Annotated in this window: 13 protein-coding genes; 3 read left to right on the top strand and 10 right to left on the bottom strand. The window is 72.6% G+C overall.

The features are described from left to right. Positions 1 to 92: 92 nt before the first annotated feature. The 9 genes from HS048_RS09155 to HS048_RS09115 form a co-directional block, all read right to left on the bottom strand. Positions 93 to 1,370, bottom strand: a complete 1,278-nt coding sequence (locus HS048_RS09155; RefSeq protein WP_068894523.1) for an ATP-binding protein — start codon at positions 1,368 to 1,370, stop codon at positions 93 to 95. Between the two features lie 3 nt (positions 1,371 to 1,373). Beyond that, a complete protein-coding gene (locus HS048_RS09150) occupies positions 1,374 to 2,042 on the bottom strand; it encodes a response regulator transcription factor (RefSeq protein WP_012888073.1) in 669 nt (222 codons plus the stop codon). A 259-nt stretch (positions 2,043 to 2,301) separates the two neighbouring features. After that, positions 2,302 to 2,784, bottom strand: coding sequence for a bacterioferritin (bfr, locus tag HS048_RS09145; RefSeq protein ID WP_068894522.1), 483 nt, complete (start codon positions 2,782 to 2,784; stop codon positions 2,302 to 2,304). 15 nt (positions 2,785 to 2,799) lie between these two features. Then, the gene (locus HS048_RS09140) at positions 2,800 to 2,979 is read right to left on the bottom strand and encodes a bacterioferritin-associated ferredoxin (protein WP_084007991.1); all 180 of its coding nucleotides are present in this window, start codon (positions 2,977 to 2,979) and stop codon (positions 2,800 to 2,802) included. Between the two features lie 198 nt (positions 2,980 to 3,177). Then, positions 3,178 to 3,789, bottom strand: a complete 612-nt coding sequence (locus HS048_RS09135; RefSeq protein ID WP_068894520.1) for an MBL fold metallo-hydrolase — start codon at positions 3,787 to 3,789, stop codon at positions 3,178 to 3,180. Next, positions 3,786 to 4,871, bottom strand: a complete 1,086-nt coding sequence (locus HS048_RS09130; RefSeq protein ID WP_196466689.1) for an S-(hydroxymethyl)mycothiol dehydrogenase — start codon at positions 4,869 to 4,871, stop codon at positions 3,786 to 3,788. Before HS048_RS09130 ends, HS048_RS09135 begins: the two co-directional genes overlap by 4 nt. Before the next feature lie 115 nt (positions 4,872 to 4,986). Continuing rightward, entirely contained in the window at positions 4,987 to 5,967 is a 981-nt protein-coding gene (locus HS048_RS09125; RefSeq protein ID WP_068894518.1) for an adenylate/guanylate cyclase domain-containing protein, read from the bottom strand. Continuing rightward, on the bottom strand, positions 5,964 to 6,485 hold the full coding sequence (locus HS048_RS09120) for a PH domain-containing protein (protein ID WP_196466688.1): 522 nt from the start codon (positions 6,483 to 6,485) through the stop codon (positions 5,964 to 5,966). Before HS048_RS09120 ends, HS048_RS09125 begins: the two co-directional genes overlap by 4 nt. Before the next feature lie 33 nt (positions 6,486 to 6,518). Beyond that, positions 6,519 to 7,382: a biotin--[acetyl-CoA-carboxylase] ligase gene (locus tag HS048_RS09115; RefSeq protein ID WP_196466687.1), complete on the bottom strand. Its 864-nt coding sequence runs from the start codon at positions 7,380 to 7,382 to the stop codon at positions 6,519 to 6,521. Between the two features lie 179 nt (positions 7,383 to 7,561). Between HS048_RS09115 and HS048_RS09110 the strand changes: the two genes are divergently transcribed. The 3 genes from HS048_RS09110 to HS048_RS09100 all read left to right on the top strand — a co-directional run bounded on the left by HS048_RS09110 (position 7,562) and on the right by HS048_RS09100 (position 12,402). Next, positions 7,562 to 9,799, top strand: a complete 2,238-nt coding sequence (locus HS048_RS09110; protein WP_196466686.1) for an FdhF/YdeP family oxidoreductase — start codon at positions 7,562 to 7,564, stop codon at positions 9,797 to 9,799. Further along, complete coding sequence (gene fdhD / locus HS048_RS09105) at positions 9,796 to 10,833, top strand: formate dehydrogenase accessory sulfurtransferase FdhD (protein ID WP_307832398.1); 1,038 nt, start codon at positions 9,796 to 9,798, stop codon at positions 10,831 to 10,833. Before HS048_RS09110 ends, fdhD begins: the two co-directional genes overlap by 4 nt. A gap of 102 nt (positions 10,834 to 10,935) precedes the next feature. Further along, positions 10,936 to 12,402 carry an ATP-binding protein gene (locus tag HS048_RS09100; RefSeq protein ID WP_068894515.1) on the top strand — a complete coding sequence of 489 codons (1,467 nt, stop codon included), beginning with the start codon at positions 10,936 to 10,938 and terminating at the stop codon, positions 12,400 to 12,402. 199 nt (positions 12,403 to 12,601) lie between these two features. Here HS048_RS09100 and HS048_RS09095 read toward each other — a convergent pair whose 3' ends face one another. Further along, positions 12,602 to 15,238, bottom strand: a complete 2,637-nt coding sequence (locus HS048_RS09095; protein ID WP_068894514.1) for a phosphoenolpyruvate carboxylase — start codon at positions 15,236 to 15,238, stop codon at positions 12,602 to 12,604. Positions 15,239 to 15,241: the final 3 nt, after the last annotated feature.

Genomic DNA, 15,241 nt, shown 5'->3' with positions numbered 1-15,241 from the left:
CCCCGCCCGCCCTCACCGCAACAGGCCGCCCCGGCTCCGCAGGATCCGGCGCCGGGTCCACGTGGTCCGCCTGCCCCGCCCGCTCTGCCGGCTCACGCCGGCCCGCTGACCACCCGGTTCCTTCCGGGGTCGCCGACCGGGCGCAGGAAGATCGCGAAGGCCGCCGGGCGGGGCCGTACCAGCTCCAGGCGGCCGCCGTCGGCGGCGGCCAGCGCCCGGGCCAGGGTCAGCCCCAGGCCGGTGCCCCCGGCGCCGCTCATGTTCCGCTCGAAGACGCGGGGCGCGAGGTCGTCGGTGATGCCGGGCCCCTCGTCCGCGACCTCGATCACGATGGACTTGCCGGTGTTGCTGGTGGTCACCGTCACCGGGCCGCCGCCGTGCCGCAGGGAGTTCTCCAGCAGCGTGGAGACCACCTGGCTGATGCCGCCTCCGGTGCCCAGGGCCCGCAGGCCGCGCGTGCCGGACAGCACCAGCTTGCGGCCGTCCCGGCGGAAGGCCGGACCCCACTCGATGAACTGCTGGTCCAGCAGGGCGTCGAGGTCGACCACCGCGGTCTGGGCGTGGCGCTGCCGCCGGGCGGCGGCGAGCAGCTCGTCGATGACCGCGGTGAGCCGCTCGGCCTGCACGATCGCCGCCTCGCCCTCCTCCTTGACGACGCTGGGGTCGTCCGCGGCCGCCACGATCTCCTCCAGCCGCATCGTCAGGCCGGTGAGCGGCGTCCGGAGCTGGTGGGAGGCGTCGGTCGCGAACTCCCGCTCCCTGGCCAGCAGGTCGGCGATGCGGGTCGCGCTGCGGTCCAGCACCTCGGCCACCCGGTCGAGTTCCTGGATGCCGTAGCGGTGCTTGCTCGGCCGGGCCTCACCGGAGCCGAGCCGCTCGGCGATCATGGCCAGATCGCGGAGCGGGAGCGTCAGGCGGCGCGACTGGACCACCGCCAGCCCCACCGCCACCGCCATGGCGGCCGCCGCGAGCGCCAGGATGAGCAGGAGCCAGGCGCGGACCTGCTGCTCGACCTGGGTCTTGTCCCGGCTGACCGAGACGTAGACCCCGCTCTCCGACTGGGCGTCCGCGCTCATCTTGCGGTCCTCGGGAGGCTCCGCGCCCACCGTGGTCACCTGAGGAGGGGTCCCCCGGGCGTAGATCTGCACGTAGCGCTCGGGATACTTCCTCCCCAGCTGCTCACGGGTGATGGGCTGCTCCTGGATCCGGGCGTACTCCACCTCGTTGAGCAGGCTCTTCGCCTCCCCCGACAGCTCCTGGATGGCCTCCTCCTGGATCAGGCGGTTGACCGCCACCCCCAGGGGGATACCGAGCAGGAGCACCGCGATGACCGCGACGAGCAGGGTCGAGGAGAGCAGGCGGCGGCGCATTCCCTACTCGCGTTCGAACCGGAAGCCGACCCCTCGAACCGTCGTGATGTAGCGCGGCTTGGCCGCATCGTCGCCGAGCTTGCGGCGCAGCCAGGAGATGTGCATGTCCAGGGTCTTGGTGGAGCCCCACCAGTTGGTGTCCCACACCTCGCGCATGATCTGCTCGCGGGTGACCACCTTGCCGGCGTCGCGGACCAGCACCCGCAGGAGGTCGAACTCCTTGGTCGTCAGGTGCAGCTCCTTGTCGCCCATCCACGCGCGGCGGGAGTCGGCGTCGATGCGCACGCCCTGGACCACGGGCGTCTCGGAGGTGCCGCGCCGCAGCAGGGCGCGGACCCTGGCCAGCAGTTCGGCGAGGCGGAACGGTTTGGTGACGTAGTCGTCGGCCCCGGCATCGAGGCCCACCACCGTGTCCACCTCGTCCACGCGGGCGGTGAGGATGAGCACGGGCGTGCCGTGCCCTTCGGCGCGGATGCGCCGGGCCACTTCGAGGCCGTCCATCTCGGGCAGGCCGAGGTCAAGAACGATCAGGTCGATGCCACCCGATAGAGCTCGCTCCAGGGCCTGCGGGCCGTCGGGGCTCACCTCCACCTGATAGCCCTCGCGGCGCAGCGCACGCGCCAGTGGCTCGGAGATCGAGGTGTCATCCTCGGCGAGAAGTACGCAGGTCATGTTGAGGATCGTAGGACCTTAAGCGATCGTTTCCCGGGCACAGCGCGCGGTTTGACTCGCCGTTGACCTATCTATTGACCTGGGCAAACACTGATAAATCCCGGACAGACCTCCGGCAGCGCGGCACGGCGGGGGAGTACGGCCCCGCCCGGGGAGCCGCCGGAGGGGGATGCGCCCCGGGAGGACCCCGCGAGCTCGGGGACAAAACAGAACACGCCCGACCTGAGTGAACTTGACGGGCGTGTTCCGGCGATTCGCCTCAGGAGGCCGACGGCGGCTCCGTGTAGCGGGCCAGGTAGAGCTGCTCGCCGAGGCTGTCGATCAGCGACAGCTCGGTCTCCAGGTAGTCGATGTGGTGCTCCTCGTCCTGGAGGATCTCCTCGAAGAGACGGGCGGAGGTGATGTCGCCCTTCTCCCGCATCAGGGCGATCCCCGGCTTGAGCCGCTGGACGACCGAGAGCTCGATGTCGAGGTCGGCGCGGAGCTGCTCGGCGACGGTCTGGCCGATGTGCAGCGTGCCCAGCCGCTGGTAGTTGGGCAGGCCTTCGAGGAAGAGGATGCGGTCGGTCAGCTTCTCCGCGTGGCGCATCTCGTCGATGGACTCTTCGCGGGTGTACTTCGCGAGCTTGGTGTATCCCCAGTTCTCCTGCATCTTGGCGTGCAGGAAGTACTGGTTGATGGCGGTCAGCTCGGCCGTGAGCTGCTCGTTGAGAAGTTCGATTATCTGCTTGTCGCCCTGCATGGCGGGCTCCTCGTGCTATGCGGTCGGCATCAGGTCTTCAGACCGTTTCAGGATCGCACAGATCCTCCGGACGCAGGACGCGCAGTCCCCTCCCGCCCCGGTGGTGTCGCGGATCTGCCTGGCGCTCCTGGCGCCGGCGGCGATGCAGTCGTGCACCTCGTTCTCCGTGACCGCACGGCAGACGCATACGTACATGGCGGGCGAGGCACCTCTCGGGAAGACGATCGCATAGGTAAGGCATGCCTAAGGTAACTCACTTTGGTTAGGCTTGCCTACCTGACGGCCGACATATTTTCGTACCTCTTCATGCCAAGAAGGCGTGGATCATCCGTTCCACGCCTTCCAGGGGCAGTACGTACCTTTTCCCGGAGTTCAGCAGCCTCGCGGCCGCCGTCAGCGCTTCAGCCACTCCTCCAGGTGCGGGGCCTCCGCGCCGATCGTGGTGGAGTCGCCGTGCCCGGTGTGCACGACCGTGCGCTCCGGCAGCGTCAGCAGCCGGTCGCGGATCGAGTCGATGATCGTCTCGAACGAGGAGAAGGACCGCCCGGTCGCGCCGGGACCGCCCTGGAACAGGGTGTCGCCGGTGAAGACCGCGCCCACGTCCGGCGCGTGCAGGCACACCGCGCCCGGCGCGTGACCCGGCGTGTGCAGCACGGTCAGCTCCACCCCGCCCGCCGTCAGCACCTGGCCGTCGTGCAGCGGCGTGTACGGCGCGCCGGGATGGACCATCTCCCACAGCACCTGGTCGGCCGGGTGCAGCAGGATCGGCGCGTCCACCCGGGCGGCGAGCTCGACGGCGGCGTTGACGTGGTCGTTGTGCGCGTGGGTGCACACGATCGCCGTCACCGACCGGCCGCCGATCCGCTCGGCGATGGCGCCGGCGTCGTGGGCGGCGTCGATCACGACGACCTCCTCGGCGGAGCCGACCAGCCAGACGTTGTTGTCGACGTCCCAGGTCCCGCCGTCGAGCGAGAACGTCCCGGAGGTGACGACCCTGTCGATCACAGGACCACCACCGAGCGCAGGACCTCGCCGCGGTGCATCTTGGCGAACGCGGCCTCGACGTCGCCGAGCCCGACCGTCTCGGTGACGAACCCGTCCAGGTTCAGCCGCCCCTGCAGGTACAGGTCGATCAGCATGGGGAAGTCGCGGCTGGGCAGGCAGTCGCCGTACCAGGACGACTTCAGCGCGCCGCCGCGGCCGAAGACGTCCAGCAGCGGCAGCTCCAGCGTCATCTCCGGGGTCGGCACCCCGACCAGGACCACCGTCCCGGCCAGGTCGCGGGCGTAGAACGCCTGCTTGTAGGTCTCCGGGCGGCCGACCGCCTCGATGACCACGTCCGCGCCGAAGCCGCCGGTCAGCTCCCGGACCGCCTCCACCGCGTCGGTCTGGCGCGAGTTCACCGTGTGGGTCGCACCGAAGCCCTTGGCCCACTCCAGTTTGCGGTCGTCGACGTCCACCGCGATGATCCTCGCCGCACCGGCCAGGGAGGCGCCCAGCACGGCCGCGCTCCCCACACCGCCGCAGCCGATCACCGCCACGCTGTCGCCCCGGCTCACGCCCCCGGTGTTGATCGCCGCGCCGATGCCCGCCATCACCCCGCAGCCGAGCAGGCCCGCCACCGCCGGGGCCGCCGCCGGATCCACCTTGGTGCACTGCCCGGCCGCCACCAGCGTCTTCTCCGCGAACGCGCCGATGCCCAGGGCCGGGCTCAGCTCGGTGCCGTCGGCCAGCGTCATCTTCTGAGTGGCGTTGTGGGTGGCGAAGCAGTACCACGGCCGGCCGCGCAGGCACGCCCGGCACTGGCCGCAGACCGCCCGCCAGTTGAGGATCACGTGGTCGCCGGGCTCCAGGCCGGTCACCCCCGCGCCGACCGCCTCGACCGTCCCGGCGGCCTCGTGGCCGAGCAGGAACGGGAACTCGTCGTTGATCCCGCCCTCGCGGTAGTGCAGGTCGGTGTGGCAGACCCCGCAGGCCTGCACGTTCACCACCGCCTCACCGGGCCCGGGATCGGGCACCGTGATCGTCTCCAGCGAGACCTCCTGCCCCTTGCCGCGTGCGACCACGCCCTGCACGGTGTACGGCATACGCACCTTGCCCTTCGAGTCTTGATCCCGGCTACCGGCGACAGCCTTTTTCATGGCCCGCCCCGAGTCAATCCCTATCAGACCCGGCCCCGCGCACCCGGCTCCCGGACGCTCCTCAGGGCCGTCGCAGGACGTACGGCTGCACGACGCCCAGCCCCCGGGCGGGCCGGCGCCGGATGCGGCGCACCTCGATCCCGGCGGTCCCCTCGACCGCTCCGGCCAGGGCCTCGTCGGCGACGACCGAGCCGGGGCGGGCGATGGCCGTCAGCCGGGCGGCCAGGTTGACCGTCGTCCCGAAGACGTCGCCCATCATGGGCAGCACCGGCCCGTAGGCCAGCCCCACCCGGACGTCGGGTCCCTCCCGCCGGACCGCCTCGCCGAGCTCCAGCGCGATCTCGGCGGCCGTGGCGGGCTCCGCCGCGGTGAACAGCACCTCGTCGCCGATGGTCTTGACCAGCCGCCCGCCGTGCGCGGCCACCACGTCGGCGGCCCGGGACTCGAAGCCCTCGACCAGCTCGGCGAGGCCGTACTCGTCCAGCTCGCGGGAGACCCGGGTGAAGGAGACCAGGTCGGCGAAGCCCACGGCGAGCGTCAGCCGGGTGGGCGGGGCCGGCTCCTCGGCCAGGTCGGCGATGGCGAGCAGCCGGGTGCCCGCGGCGGCGAGCTGGGCGCGCCAGACGTGGACCAGCACCCGCTCGAAGTCGGGCAGCAGCTCCCGCGCGAGCTCCATCACCGCCGCCAGGTCGGCGTCGGCGGGCGGCCGGTCCGGGTCGAGCATCGCACCGATCACGATCTCGGCCTGCCACTGCGCGAGCCTGGCGGTGGTCTGGCCGAGCGCCCGGGTCATCCGGATGACCGTGGTCTCGTCCAGCAGGCCGCTCTCCATCATCGCCCGGACCCGCGTGAGGACGGCCACGTCGGCGTCGGTGAAGGCCACCTCGTCATCGGGGAGCGTGGCGAACCCCAGCGCCCGCCAGATCCGCTCGGTGAACGCCTGGGGGATCCCGGAGATCTCGGCGACCTGGATCCTGGTGTACCGGGGCGGCGGGCCGACGAACAGACGCTCGATCTGCTCGGCCGTCGGACGGCCCGTCACCTCCGCCGCACCTCCTCGTCCGGTTCACCGTCGGCGGCGTCGTCCAGCGCCTGGAACAGCTCGGCCCGCACCTCCTGGATGCGCGGGATGTCGCGGAGCGTGATGCGGCCCTGCTCGCCCGCCGACTCGACGTTGAGGGTGCCGCAGCCGAAGAGCCGCTCCCAGAGGGTCTGGTCCGCGCTGACCGTGTTGACCTTGCTCATCGGGATGTCGTCGTGCGACTTGCTCAGCACGCCCGTGCTGATCGTGAACCGGTGCGAGGTGAGCACATACGAGGTGTTCCGCCACTGCAGGTACGGCACGAACGTCCACACGGTGAGCAGGCCGACGGAGACGACGGCCACGGCCGCCCGCGCGTACCCCTCGTACTCGAAGGCGGGCATGAAGTACATCGCGGCGCCGGAGGCGGCGGCGATGAGGAGCAGCGCCAGGAACGGGACGGCCAGGCACTTCCAGTGCGGGCGGAACGACCGGATGCGCCGCTCCCCCTCCGTCAGGTGGTGATCGGGGAGACCCATGGGACGAATCGTGGCACGACCCGGGGTCCGGCGTCAGGACTCCCGGGGGCGGACGTGCACGACGTCGCCCGCGCTGAGCGTGTGCTCCCGCCCGTCCGACTCCACGACCAGGTGCCCGGCCGGGTCGACGCCGGCGGCCAGGCCGGTGAGCATCCGCTCCCCCGGCAGCTCCACCCTGACCTGCCTGCCGACCGTCGCGCTGACGCCCAGGTAGGCGGCCCGCAGCCCGCACGCGTCGGCGTCGCCGTCCGCCTCGGACCACTCTCGGTAGTGCGTCTCGACCTCCCGCAGCACCGCCCGGACGAGGGGGTCCCGGTCGGCGCAGACGGCGTTCTCCAGGGCGAGCGAGGTGGCCGTCTCCACCGGGAGCTCGTCGGCGCGCAGGCTCACGTTGAGCCCGACGCCGACGATCACCGCGTCGCCGACCCGCTCGGCGAGCACTCCGGCGAGCTTGCGCTCCCCGACCAGCAGGTCGTTGGGCCACTTCAGGCGGACGTCGACCTCCGCCACCCGGCGCACCGCCGACGCCGCGGCCAGGCCGACGAGCAGCGGGAGCCAGCCCTGGCGGGCCGGGGACGGGCCGGGCCGCAGCAGCATCGAGAAGGTCAGGCCCGCGCGCGGCGGCGCCGACCAGAGCCTGCCGAGCCTGCCGCGCCCGGCCGCCTGCGACTCCGCGATGACCACGGTCCCCTGCGGAGCGCCGTCGCGCGCGGCCTGCGCCAGGTCGGCGTTGGTCGAGCCGGTCCTGCCGACGACGGTGATGCCGGACCAGAGCCCGCCGGGACGGACGAGCGCGCGGGTGAGCGCCGCCTGGGAGAGGGGCGGGCGGTCGAGGTCGGTGAAGGGGGACGCCGGAGACGCCGGAGACGCCGGAGACGCCGGAGACGCCGGAGACACCGGAGACACCGGGGACGACGAGGACGACGAGGACGCTGTCACCTCTCCATCTTCCCTCCCCGCACGACCGCCCGGTGCCCGCCGAGGGCGGCCGCCGACGGATTCCGCGAACGTATATTGGGCCGGCGGACGGGTCCCGGCCGCCCGTACCTGCCGGAAGAGGGCGAAGAATGGAACGCATGAGGAACGCGCGCACCCGGAGACGTCTCGACCCGCGCAACTGGGCGAGCTGGAAGCCCTTCGGGATCGGCGAGCGCAAGCCGAACAACTACCTGGAGCTGGTCAAGGCGTTCCGGTCGGTGAAGGGCAACCGCCGCTACGCCTGGCGGCTCCTCACTCAGGGGACCTGCGACGGGTGCGCGCTGGGGACCAAGGGCATGCGCGACTGGACCATGGACGAGGTCCACCTGTGCAACATCCGGCTCCGGCTGCTCAAGCTGAACACCATGCCCGCCCTCGACGTCTCGCTGCTGGCCGACGTCTCCGGTCTGGAGCGGATGCGCAGCGCGGAGCTGCGCGACCTGGGGCGCCTGCCGTACCCGATGCTGCGGCGGGCGGGCGAGCCCGGCTTCACCAGGATCGGCTGGGACGAGGCGCTGGACCTGGCCGCGCCGCACCTGCGCGACGGCTCCCGGTTCGGGGTCTACCTGACCAGCCGGGGCGTGCCGAACGAGAACTACTTCGCCGCGCAGAAGGCGGTGCGGGCGCTGGGCTCCAACTCGGTGGACAACGCGGCCCGCATCTGCCACTCGCCCTCGACCGTGGCGCTGAAGCAGTCGATCGGCGCGGCGGCCACCACCTGCTCCTACACCGACTGGATCGGCTCGGACCTGATCGTCTTCATCGGCTCCAACCCGTCGAACAACCAGCCGGTCGCGATGAAGTACCTCTACCACGCCAAGAAGGCCGGGACGAAGGTCGCGATGGTCAACGCCTACCGCGAGCCCGGCATGGACAAGTACTGGGTGCCGTCCAACGCCGAGTCCGCGCTGTTCGGCACGAAGATCACCGATCACTTCTTCGGGGTGAACGTCGGCGGCGACATCGGGTTCCTGAACGGCGTGCTCAAGCACCTGATCGAGGACGGCCGGGTGGACGAGGCCTGGGTGGCCGAGCACACGACCGGTTTCGAGGAGGTGCGCGAGGCCGTCGCCGGGCAGTCCTGGGAGGAGCTGGAGGCGCTGTCGGGCGCGACCCGGGAGCAGATGGCCGAGCTGGCCGGCCTGCTGGGCGAGGCGAGGTCGGCGGTGCTGGTCTGGTCGATGGGCATCACCCAGCACACCTACGGCGAGGACAACGTCCGGGCGATCGTGAACCTGGCGCTGGCCAGGGGCTTCGTCGGCCGCGACCACTGCGGACTGATGCCGATCCGCGGCCACAGCGGCGTGCAGGGCGGCGCCGAGATGGGCGCCTACGCCACCGGCCTACCCGGCGGCCTGCCCGTCACCGGGGAGAACGCCCGGCGCTTCGCCGACCTGTGGGGCTTCGAGGTGCCCACCACGCCCGGCCTGACCGCGACCGACATGATCGACGCGGCCCACGCCGGCGAGCTGGACGCCCTCGTCTCCAGCGGCGGCAACTTCCTGGAGGTCCTGCCCGACCCGGCCTACTGCCGCGAGGCCCTGTCGCGCCTGCGGCTGCGCGTGCACGTCGACATCGTCCTGTCCTCGCAGATGCTCGTCCCCGCCGAAGACGGCGACGTGCTGCTGCTGCCCGCCCAGACCCGCTACGAGATGGCCGGCGGCGTCACCGAGACCTCCACCGAGCGGCGGATCATCTTCTCCCCCGAGGTCGAGGGCCCCCGGATCGGCGAGGCCCGGCCCGAGTGGCGGATCTTCACCGAGCTGGCCGCCCGCGCCCGGCCGGAGCTGGCCGACCGGCTCCGCTACTCCGGCACCCCGGAGATCCGCGCGGACATCGAGCGGGCCGTGCCGTTCTACGCGGGCATCGCCGGGCTGTCGGAGTTCGGGGACAACGTGCAGTACGGCGGGCGGCACCTGTGCCCCGGCGGCCGGTTCCCCACCCCCGACGGGCGGGGCCGCTTCGCCCCCGTCGCCCTGCCGGCCCTGGAGCGCCCGGACGGGTCGTTCATGGTCGCCACCCGGCGCGGCAAGCAGTTCAACAGCATGGTCCACGAGCGGCGCGACGGCTTCAACGGCGCCACCCGCGAGGCCGTCCTGATCAGCGCCCACGACGCCGACCGGCTCGGCCTGGCCGACGGCGATCCGGTGGAGCTGCGCTCGGTCGCCGGGGAGCGGGCGTTCCGGGGCCGGGTGCTGCGGGCCCCGCTGATGCCCGGCAACCTGCAGATCCACTGGCCGGAGGGGAACGTCCTGCTGGACGCCTCCCGCCGCTCCCCCGACGCCCGGATCCCCGACTACAACGCCCTCGCCACGATCACGAAGCTCCCCGCGTGACCACCGGCGACGGCGCCGTCCGGGGCGGGCCGGGCCCGTCGCCCGGCGGGGACGGTGCCCCGAGCGGAGGGCAGGAACCGCCGGTGGACGAGGCCGGACACCTGACCGGGGAACGGGAACCGCAGGTGGACGAGGCCCGGCCGCCGGGGCCGACCACCCGGGTGCGGATCCGGGAGTTCTCCGGCGGCGCCGTGCGCGACCGGCGCGACGACCTGTCCACCGAGGAGCCGCTGGAGATCCGCCTGGCGGCGGGCGGCGAGCGCCGTACCGTCGCCGTCACCATGCGCACCCCCGGCCACGACTTCGAGCTGGCCGCCGGGTTCCTGCACGGCGAGGGCGTCGTCCCCACCGGAGGATCCGCTGAGGGATCCGCTGAGGGATCCGCCGGCGAGCCCGGCGGCATCGCGTCGATCTCCTACTGCACCGACGCGGACGTGGCGCCCGAGGCGCGCCGCAACACGGTCACCGTACGGCTGCGCGGCGCGCGCCTGCCCGCGCTGCCGTCGCTGGAGCGGCACTTCACGACCTCCAGCGCCTGCGGCGTCTGCGGCGCCGCCGGCCTCGACGCCCTGCACTCCCGGCACCCGGCCCCGGTGACCGAGCCCGGCCCGCTGCTGTCCCCCCGGACCCTGTACGGCCTGCCGGACGCGCTCCGGCGGGCCCAGGGCGTGTTCGGCAAGACCGGCGGCCTGCACGCGGCGGGGCTGTTCACCCCGGACGGCGCCCTGGTGGCGCTCCGCGAGGACGTGGGGCGGCACAACGCGGTGGACAAACTGGTCGGCCGGGCCCTGCTGGACGGCCGCCTGCCGCTGACCGGGCACGTGCTGATGGTGAGCGGCCGGACCAGCTACGAGATCCTGCAGAAGGCCCTGGCCGCGGGCCTGCCGGTGGTCTGCGCGGTCTCCGCGCCGTCCTCCCTGGCGGTGGACCTGGCCCGCGAGTTCGGCATCACGCTGGTCGGCTTCCTGCGCGGCGAGCGCTTCAACGTCTACTCCCGCCCCGACCGCGTCCGCGCTCCCGCGCCCGGCTGCTGATCCGCCCGGTTTCCCAGACCGAGGCCGGCCGACTTCCTCCATCATGACGACTCTGAGAGAAGTACAGTTCTGATAACTGCACTTCTCTCAGAAGGTGAGCGGATGCGGAAGCCGGAGGACATGTTCGACCGCGACCGCGAGTGGGCGGCGCTGGTGAAGTTCGCGACCGACGAGCAGCCGGGGGCCACGCTGGGCGTCGTCTCGGGCCGCCGCCGCCAGGGCAAGAGCTTTCTGCTGGAGGCACTCTGCCAGGAGCTCGGCGGGTTCTACTTCTCGGCGCAGGAGGCGACCGACACCGAGTCCCTGACGCTCATCGGGGACGCCCTGACCAGGCATCTCGATCCGGTGATCCCGTTCACGCCGTCGAACTGGTCCATGGTGATCGATGTCCTGCTGCGGATCGGGCAGAACCGCCCGGTTCCGGTGGTGATCGACGAGTTCCCCTACCTCGCCCGCGCCAACCCGGCGCTGCCCTCGATCATCCAGGGCGCCTACGCTCCGCGCCGGGCCGAGCGCACGTCCTCGAAGACGCGCCTGCTGCTGTGCGGCTCGGCCATGTCGTTCATGGGGAGGCTGCTCTCCGGCAACGCGCCGCTGCGCGGCCGGGCGTCGCTGGACCTGCCGGTCAACACCCTCGACTACCGGCTCGCCGCGCGGTTCTGGGAGCTGGACGACCCCCGGCTCGCCCTGATGGTCCACGCCGTCGTCGGCGGCACGCCCGCCTACCGCACCGAGATGATCCGTTATGACGCGCCCCGCGACACCGCCGACTTCGACGACTGGGTCGTCCGTGCCGTCCTGTCTCCGGGCAGCCCGATGTTCCTGGAGGCACGCTACCTCCTCGCGGAGGAGCCCGATCTGCGGGACGGTGCCCTGTACCACTCGGTGCTGAGCGCCATCGCCGAAGGCAACAGCGGACGGGGCGGGATCGCCGGGTACGTGGGCCGCAAGAGCAACGAGCTCTCCCATCCGCTGACCGTCCTGGAGGACGCCGGACTCATCGAGCGCGAGACCGACGCCTTCCGCGGCAACCGCACCGACTTCCGGATCAAGGAGCCGCTGCTCGCCTTCTACCACGCGATGATGCGCCCCTTCTGGCCGCAGCTCCTGCGCGGCACCGCCACCGAGCGGATCTGGCAGCGCGCCCGGCAGCGGTTCACCGGGAACGTGCTCGGGCCGCACTTCGAACGGGTGTGCCGGGAGTGGACGCTGTACTTCGCCGAGGAGCGCTTCGGCGGCTGGCCCTCCCAGGTGACCGCCGGGACCGTCAACGATCCGGCCGCTCGGACCACGCACGAGGTGGACGTCGCGGCCGTCGGCCACGCCGAGGACGGCAGACCCCCGCTGCTCGCCATCGGCGAGGTCAAATGGGGCGAGACGATGGGACTCGGGCACCTGGCGCGGCTTCGGAACATTCACGGGCTGATCCGCCGCAACGACAGATACGACAGCTCACAGACCCGGCTGGTGTGCTATTCCGGGGCCGGATTCACCGAGGAACTCCTCCAGGCGAGGGACCGCGGAGAGGTCGACCTGGTCGGGCTCGACGACCTGTACGGCTCGGCCTGAACCCACCCGACCGGACCGCCCCGGGGCGTTCGGGAAACCACTCGGTTCCGTCAGCAGCGAAACCCGGCCGTTTCCCGAACAGACGGCTGTTCCGCGAACAGAGGAAGCCAGAAAGGCATGGGTGTTCCGGAGCGGACGGCCTGCGGGGGCGTGAGGCGCCGTACGGCCCTGTGGCGGGGGCCGTACGGCGCGGTCCGGGTCAGCCGGTGTTCTGCAGGCCGGCGGCGACGCCGTTGACCGACAGGAGCAGGAGCGTGGACAGGCGGTCGCGCTCCTCGTCCGGCAGGTCGTCGGCGCGGAGCCGGGACAGGGCGCGCAGCTGCAGGTGCGAGAGCGCGTCCACGTACGGGTCGCGGAGCTGGACCGCGCGCGACAGCACCCGGCGGTTCTCCAGCAGGCGGGTGTGGCCGGTGACCTCCAGGACCAGGCGGCGGGTCAGGTCGTACTCGGTGAGGACCTGCTCCAGGAAGTCGTCCCGGCCGCCGAGGGCCAGGTAGCGGGAGGCGATGTCCCGGTCGGTCTTGGCCAGGGACATCTCCGCGTTGTCCAGCAGGGAGGCGAACAGCGGCCACTCGCGGTAGGCGGCGCGCAGCTCCTCCATTCCGGTCTCGGAGGCGACCGCCGCCAGGCCGCTGCCCAGGCCGTACCAGCCGGGCAGGTTGACCCGGGTCTGCGCCCAGGCGAACACCCACGGGATGGCCCGCAGGTCGTCCAGCGACTTGGGGGCGCCCAGGCCGCGGCGGGCCGGGCGGGAGCCCAGGCGCAGCGAGCCGATCTCTTCCAGCGGGCTGACCAGCGAGAACCACTCGGGGAAGCCGGGCGCCTCGGTGAGCGAGCGGTAGGCCTTCTCCGAGGCGGAGGCGACCTGCTGGGCCAGCGTGCGGAACCGCCCGGCGGCCTGCGCCGTGCGGGCCTCGACCGTCGGGGTGGAGGCCAGCAGCACCGCCGAGGTGACCTGCTCCAGGTGGCGGCGGGCGATGGCCTCGTGGCCGTACCGGGCGAAGATGACCTCGCCCTGCTCGGTGACCTTGAACCGGCCGCCGACCGAGCCGGGGGCCTGGGCGAGCACCGCCCGGTTGGCCGGGCCGCCGCCCCGGCCCAGGGCGCCGCCCCGGCCGTGGAAGAGCGTCAGCTTCACGTCGTGCTCGGCGGCCCAGGCGGCCAGCGCCTCCTGCGCCTCGTACAGCTTCAGGGTCGCCGCGGCCGGGCCGAGCTCCTTGGCGGAGTCGGAGTAGCCGAGCATGACCTCCAGCCGCCTGCCGCTCGCCGCGAGGCGGGCCTGGACGGCGGGGATCTCCAGCATCCCGGAGAGCACGGCGGGCGCGGCGGCCAGGTCGGCGCCGGACTCGAAGAGCGGCACCACGTCGAGCACCGGGGCGCGCTCGCCGAGCGCGTGCGCGGCCAGGTCGTAGACGGCGGCGATGTCGGCGGCCGAGCGGGTGAAGGAGACGACGTAGCGGGAGCAGGCGGTCACCCCGAACCGCTCCTGGATCCAGCCGATCGTCCGGATGGTGGCCAGGACCTCCTCGGTGCGCTCGGAGGTCTCGCCCTCGGCGATCTCGGCCAGCGCGGCGGCGTGGACCTGGGAGTGCTGGCGCACCTCCAGCTCGGCCAGGTGGAAGCCGAAGGTCTCCGCCTGCCAGATCAGGTGCTGCAGCTCGCCGTAGGCCTGCCGCCTCGCCCCGGCGGCCGCCAGGGAGTCCTGGACCAGGCGCAGGTCGGCCAGGAACTCCTCCGGCGAGCGGTAGGCCAGGTCGAGGCCGCGCTGCCGGGTGGCGGCGATGCGGGCCGCGACGAACAGCAGCCACTGGCGGTGCGGCTCCCGGGGGGAGCGGGTCGCCATCTCCGAGACCAGCTCGGGGTGGTCGTGCTCGGCCTGGGTCAGCGCGGCCCGCAGCTCCGGCGAGGCCGGGGTGTACTCGGCGGTCACGGTGAGGGTCCGGCCGATCCGCGAGGTGGCGTTCTCCAGCGCGATCAGCACGTGCTCGGCCTGGATGAGCACGGCGTCGCGGGTGACCCGGGCGGTGACGTTGGGGTTGCCGTCGCGGTCGCCACCGATCCAGCTGCCGTAGCGGATGAAGGGCCGGGCCAGCGGCTCGCGGGTGCCGCTGCCCTCGCCGAGCGCGGCGTCCATCGTCCGGTAGACCTGCGGGACCATCCGGAACAGGGTCTCGTCGAAGGCCGCCATGGCGGTGCGGACCTCGTCCAGCGGGTCGAGCTTGGTGTGCCGGAGCTGGGCGGTCCGCCAGAGCAGGTCGATCTCCTCCAGCAGCCGCCGCCGGGTCTCGGCGCGCTCGGCGGCGCCCCGCTCGGGGCTGTTGTAGGCGGCGAGCTGGGCGCTGATCCGCTGGATCGCGGTGACCACCGCGCGCCTGCGCGCCTCGGTGGGGTGCGCGGTCAGCACCGGGTGCAGCCGCAGGTCGCCGACCAGCTCGGCGACGCGCTCGCCGCCGAGCTCCTGGACGGCCTGGGCCAGCGACTCGGGCAGCGGCTCCTCGCCGGTGTCGCGGACGCGGAGCGTGCGGATGCGGAAGTGCTCCTCGGCCAGGTTCGCCAGGTGGAAGTAGCAGGTGAAGGCGCGGGCGATCTTGACCGCCCTGCTGACCGGCCATCCGGCGACCATCGAGGTGATCTCGTCGACGGAGATCTCCCCGCGGCGGGCCGCGATGACGGCCTTGCGGAGGCGTTCGACATCGGCGAGCAGGTCGTCGCCGCCGTGCTCGGCGATGACCTGGCCCAGCAGCCCGCCGAGCAGCCGCACGTCCGCGCGGAGCTCGTCGGGCATCTCGGTGACAGCGGAAGAACGTTCTGCCTGGTTGGGCGCGCTGGCGGACATGCC

Origin of the sequence: Planomonospora sp. ID91781 (genome assembly GCF_015711595.1) — a bacterium.
Lineage (GTDB): Bacteria > Actinomycetota > Actinomycetes > Streptosporangiales > Streptosporangiaceae > Planomonospora > Planomonospora parontospora.
This window is presented reverse-complemented; position numbering and strand designations above follow the sequence as displayed.

Excerpts from the sequence above, each read along its gene's own strand:
- HS048_RS09110 (WP_196466686.1), top strand. The coding sequence starts at position 7,562 with ATGAGGAACGCGCGCACCCGGAGACGTCTCGACCCGCGCAACTGGGCG.
- HS048_RS09130 (WP_196466689.1), bottom strand. The coding sequence starts at position 4,871 with ATGCCGTACACCGTGCAGGGCGTGGTCGCACGCGGCAAGGGGCAGGAG.
- HS048_RS09140 (WP_084007991.1), bottom strand. The coding sequence starts at position 2,979 with ATGTACGTATGCGTCTGCCGTGCGGTCACGGAGAACGAGGTGCACGAC.
- HS048_RS09120 (WP_196466688.1), bottom strand. The coding sequence starts at position 6,485 with ATGGGTCTCCCCGATCACCACCTGACGGAGGGGGAGCGGCGCATCCGG.
- HS048_RS09100 (WP_068894515.1), top strand. The coding sequence starts at position 10,936 with ATGCGGAAGCCGGAGGACATGTTCGACCGCGACCGCGAGTGGGCGGCG.
- HS048_RS09155 (WP_068894523.1), bottom strand. The coding sequence starts at position 1,370 with ATGCGCCGCCGCCTGCTCTCCTCGACCCTGCTCGTCGCGGTCATCGCG.
- bfr (WP_068894522.1), bottom strand. The coding sequence starts at position 2,784 with ATGCAGGGCGACAAGCAGATAATCGAACTTCTCAACGAGCAGCTCACG.
- HS048_RS09150 (WP_012888073.1), bottom strand. The coding sequence starts at position 2,042 with ATGACCTGCGTACTTCTCGCCGAGGATGACACCTCGATCTCCGAGCCA.
- HS048_RS09095 (WP_068894514.1), bottom strand. The coding sequence starts at position 15,238 with ATGTCCGCCAGCGCGCCCAACCAGGCAGAACGTTCTTCCGCTGTCACC.